Consider the following 3,393-nt stretch of genomic DNA (forward strand, 5'->3'; position numbering starts at 1 on the left):
GTCGGCGAGGTTCAGTTCTCCTATGAACATGGTGGGGACGCCGTAGAGCGAGGTGCAGCGCTCCTGGGCGACGGCGATGTGCCGTTCGAGCGGCTCGTCGACCTGCTGGAGCCGGTGCGTTCGACCGCGCGGCACCCGCTGTTCCAGGTGATGCTGACCTTCCAGAACCTGGCCCGCACCGACCTGGCGTTGCCCGGCCTCGCCGTCTCCGCCGCCGACTTCACGGTGCCACTGGCGAAGTTCGATCTGCAGGTGGAGCTCGCCGAACACATCGGCGTCGACGGCGCGCCGCAGGGCCTGGCGGCCACCTTCGTCTATGCCACCGACCTCTTCGACCGCGCCACGGTCGCCGACTTCGCCGACCGCTGGACGCGGGTGCTCGCCGCGGTGGTGGCCGACCCGGCCAAGCCGGTCGGCGATATCGACGTGCTCGCCCCCGGCGAGCGTGAACTCGTCCTGCGCGAGGGCTATTCGCCCGGCATCGCGGTTCCCGAGGTCACGCTCACCGACCTGATCACCGCCCAGGCGCAACAGCGTCCCGAGGCGATCGCGATCAGGGCGGGGGAGCGGTCCCTCACCTTCGCCGGCCTCCTCGGTCGGGCATCGGCGCTGGCCCGCGCGCTCGTCGTGCGGGGCGCGGGCCCGGAAACCCTGGTGGCTGTGGCCGTTGCGCGCACCGAGGAGCTGCCGGTCGCGCTGCTCGCGGTGCTGCTGTCGGGTGCGGGCTACCTGCCGATCGACTCCGGATACCCGGCGCAGCGGCTGGCCTACATCGTCGACGACGCGAAACCCGCTGTTGTGCTGACCACCTCGGCCGAGCACGGACTGCTGACGCCGCTCGCGGATCTGCCCGTGGTGTTGCTCGACGAGCCGCCCGTCTACAGCGACGCTCCGCTGCATCCCGATGAACGCCGTGCCCCGCTGCGCCCGGATCATCTCGCGTACGTCATCTACACCTCAGGTTCCACCGGCCTGCCCAAGGGCGTCGGTGTCACCCACCGCAATGTGCTCGAGCTGTTCGCCAACACCCAGCTGCTGTTCGCCTTCGACGAGGACGACGTGTGGACGGTGTTCCACTCCTTCGCCTTCGACTTCTCCGTCTGGGAACTGTGGTGCGCGCTGGCAGGCGGTTCGTCGGTGGTCGTCGTCGACCACCTGACCTCCCGGTCGCCGATCGAATTCCGCGAACTGCTGGCCCGTGAACACGTGACGGTGCTGAGCCAGACGCCCACCGCCTTCGCCCAGCTCGACGAAGCCGACCGGGCCGCGCAGGCCGCGGGCGCCATCGCACTGCCGGTGCGGTACGTGGTCTTCGGTGGTGAGGCCCTCGACCCCCGCAAGCTCAGCCGCTGGTACGACCGCTACGGAAACGGGCCGGGCGCACCGGAACTCGTCAACATGTACGGCATCACCGAGACCACCGTCCATGTCTCGCACCAGGTCCTGACCGCGCGGACGGCGGACATCGTCGCCGACCGGGCGCCGGTGGACGCCGACCACATCGGCGGATCTGCCGTCGACCTGCCCGGCAGCCTCATCGGCCGTGCGCTGCCCGGACTGTCGGTGGTCGTCCTCGACGACCGTCTGCGTCCGGTGCCGTTCGGTGTGGCGGGTGAGCTCTACATCGCGGGCAACCAGCTCTCGCGCGGCTACCTCGGCAAGCCCGGTCTCACCGCCACCCGCTTCGTCGCCGACCCGTTCGGTGAACCGGGCGCCCGGCGCTACCGCTCCGGCGACCTCGGTCGCTGGATCGGGTTCCGTGGCACCCCCACCCTCGAATACGGCGGCCGCGGCGACCAGCAGGTGCAGCTGCGTGGTTTCCGGATCGAACCGGGCGAGATCGAGGCAGCCCTGCTGCGGGTGCCCGGCGTCGGGCAGTCCGCGGTCATCGTGCGTGCCGACGAGCACGCCGGAGACCGGCTGATCGCCTACGTCGTCCCGGCGACAGATGCAGTCGATCCGAACGACGCGCCCACGACCGTACTTCCGAAGCCGCCGGTAGGCGCGCGCTTCGGACGTGGCGACAGCGGCGCGGGGTTAGACGACGACTCCACGCCCGCCGATCTTCGCGTGGTCGCGGGTCTGGACCCGGTGGAAGTGCGGGCGGCCGTAGCCGACTTCCTCACCGGATACATGGTTCCCGACGCTGTCGTGGTGGTCGCGGAACTACCGATGACCACCAACGGCAAACTCGACCGGGCGGCACTGCCCGCACCGGAGTTCACCGCCGCCACCACCTTCCGCGCGCCGACCACTCCCATCGAACTCAGCGTCGCCGAGGTATTCGCGACCCTGCTCGGCGTGCCCGAGATCGGTCTGGACGACAACTTCTTCGACCGCGGCGGCAACTCGCTGCTGGCCACCAGGGCCATCGCCCGCATCGACCAGGCACTGAGTACCGACCTGGTGGTACGTGACCTGTTCGAGGCGCCCACCGTCGGCTCGCTCGCGGCCCGCGTGCGCCCAGGTTCGGTGGCCGCGCCACGACCACCGCTGATTCCGGCGCAGGACCGTGGCGTCGTTCCGCTCTCGCCCGCGCAACAGCGGATGTGGTTGCTCAACCGCATCGACCCCGACTCACCGGCGTACAACATCCCGCTGGTCCTGCGGTTGCGCGGCGCGCTCGACACCTCTGCGCTGCGCTATGCCGTCGCCGATGTGCTCGAACGGCACGAGGCGCTGCGCACCCGTTTCCCGGCCGATGACGCCGACGCTGTTCCGTATCAGGAGATCCTGCCCGTCAGCGCGGTGCTGCCGACCGGCCTCGCGCTGGAGGAATGCGACGATCCACGTGACCGGGTGATGCGTTTGCTCGCGGGCGGTTTCGATGTCGCCGAGAGAGTTCCCCTGCGCGCCGGGCTGTTCACCTCGCCCGCCGACGACCCGCTCGCGGAGGAAGAGTACGTGCTCGCCGTAGTGGTGCAGCACATCATCGCCGACGGTGCTTCGCTCGCGCCGCTGGCCCGTGACCTCGTGATCGCCTATCGGGCCCGCGTCGAAGGACGCTCACCCGCCTGGTCGCCACTGCCCGTGCAGTACGCCGACTACGCGCTGTGGCAGCGCGAGGTGCTCGGCTCGGAATCCGACGAGAATTCCACCGCCGCGAGGCAGTTGGAGTTCTGGCGGCACACGCTGTCGGGGCAGGCGGGCACGGTCGAGCTGCCGCACGACCATCCGCGCCCCTCGCACGCCTCGCTGCGCGGCGCCGATGTGAGCACCACCCTGACCGCCGACGTTCATGTCCGCCTCGCCGAGATCGCCCGCAGGCACAACGCGTCGCTGTTCATGGTCGTGCACGCGGCACTGGCCGTGCTGCTCGCCAGGATCTCCGGCAGCACCGATATCGCGATCGGCACCCCGATCGCCGGCCGGGGTGAACCCGAGCTCGACGAC

Annotated in this window: 2 pseudogenes; one reads left to right on the forward strand and one right to left on the reverse strand. The window is 70.2% G+C overall.

Annotated features, from left to right (window positions below):
* Positions 1–75: pseudogene (locus tag ACFWF3_RS29075) on the reverse strand (hypothetical protein); the annotation flags it as partial.
* On the opposite strand from ACFWF3_RS29075, the pseudogene ACFWF3_RS29080 reads away from it, so the two are divergent.
* Positions 67–3,393, forward strand: a pseudogene (locus ACFWF3_RS29080) (amino acid adenylation domain-containing protein); the annotation flags it as partial. The pseudogenes ACFWF3_RS29075 and ACFWF3_RS29080 overlap by 9 nt on opposite strands.

Source organism: Nocardia sp. NPDC060220, assembly GCF_042727815.1.
Taxonomy (GTDB): Bacteria; Actinomycetota; Actinomycetes; order Mycobacteriales; family Mycobacteriaceae; genus Nocardia.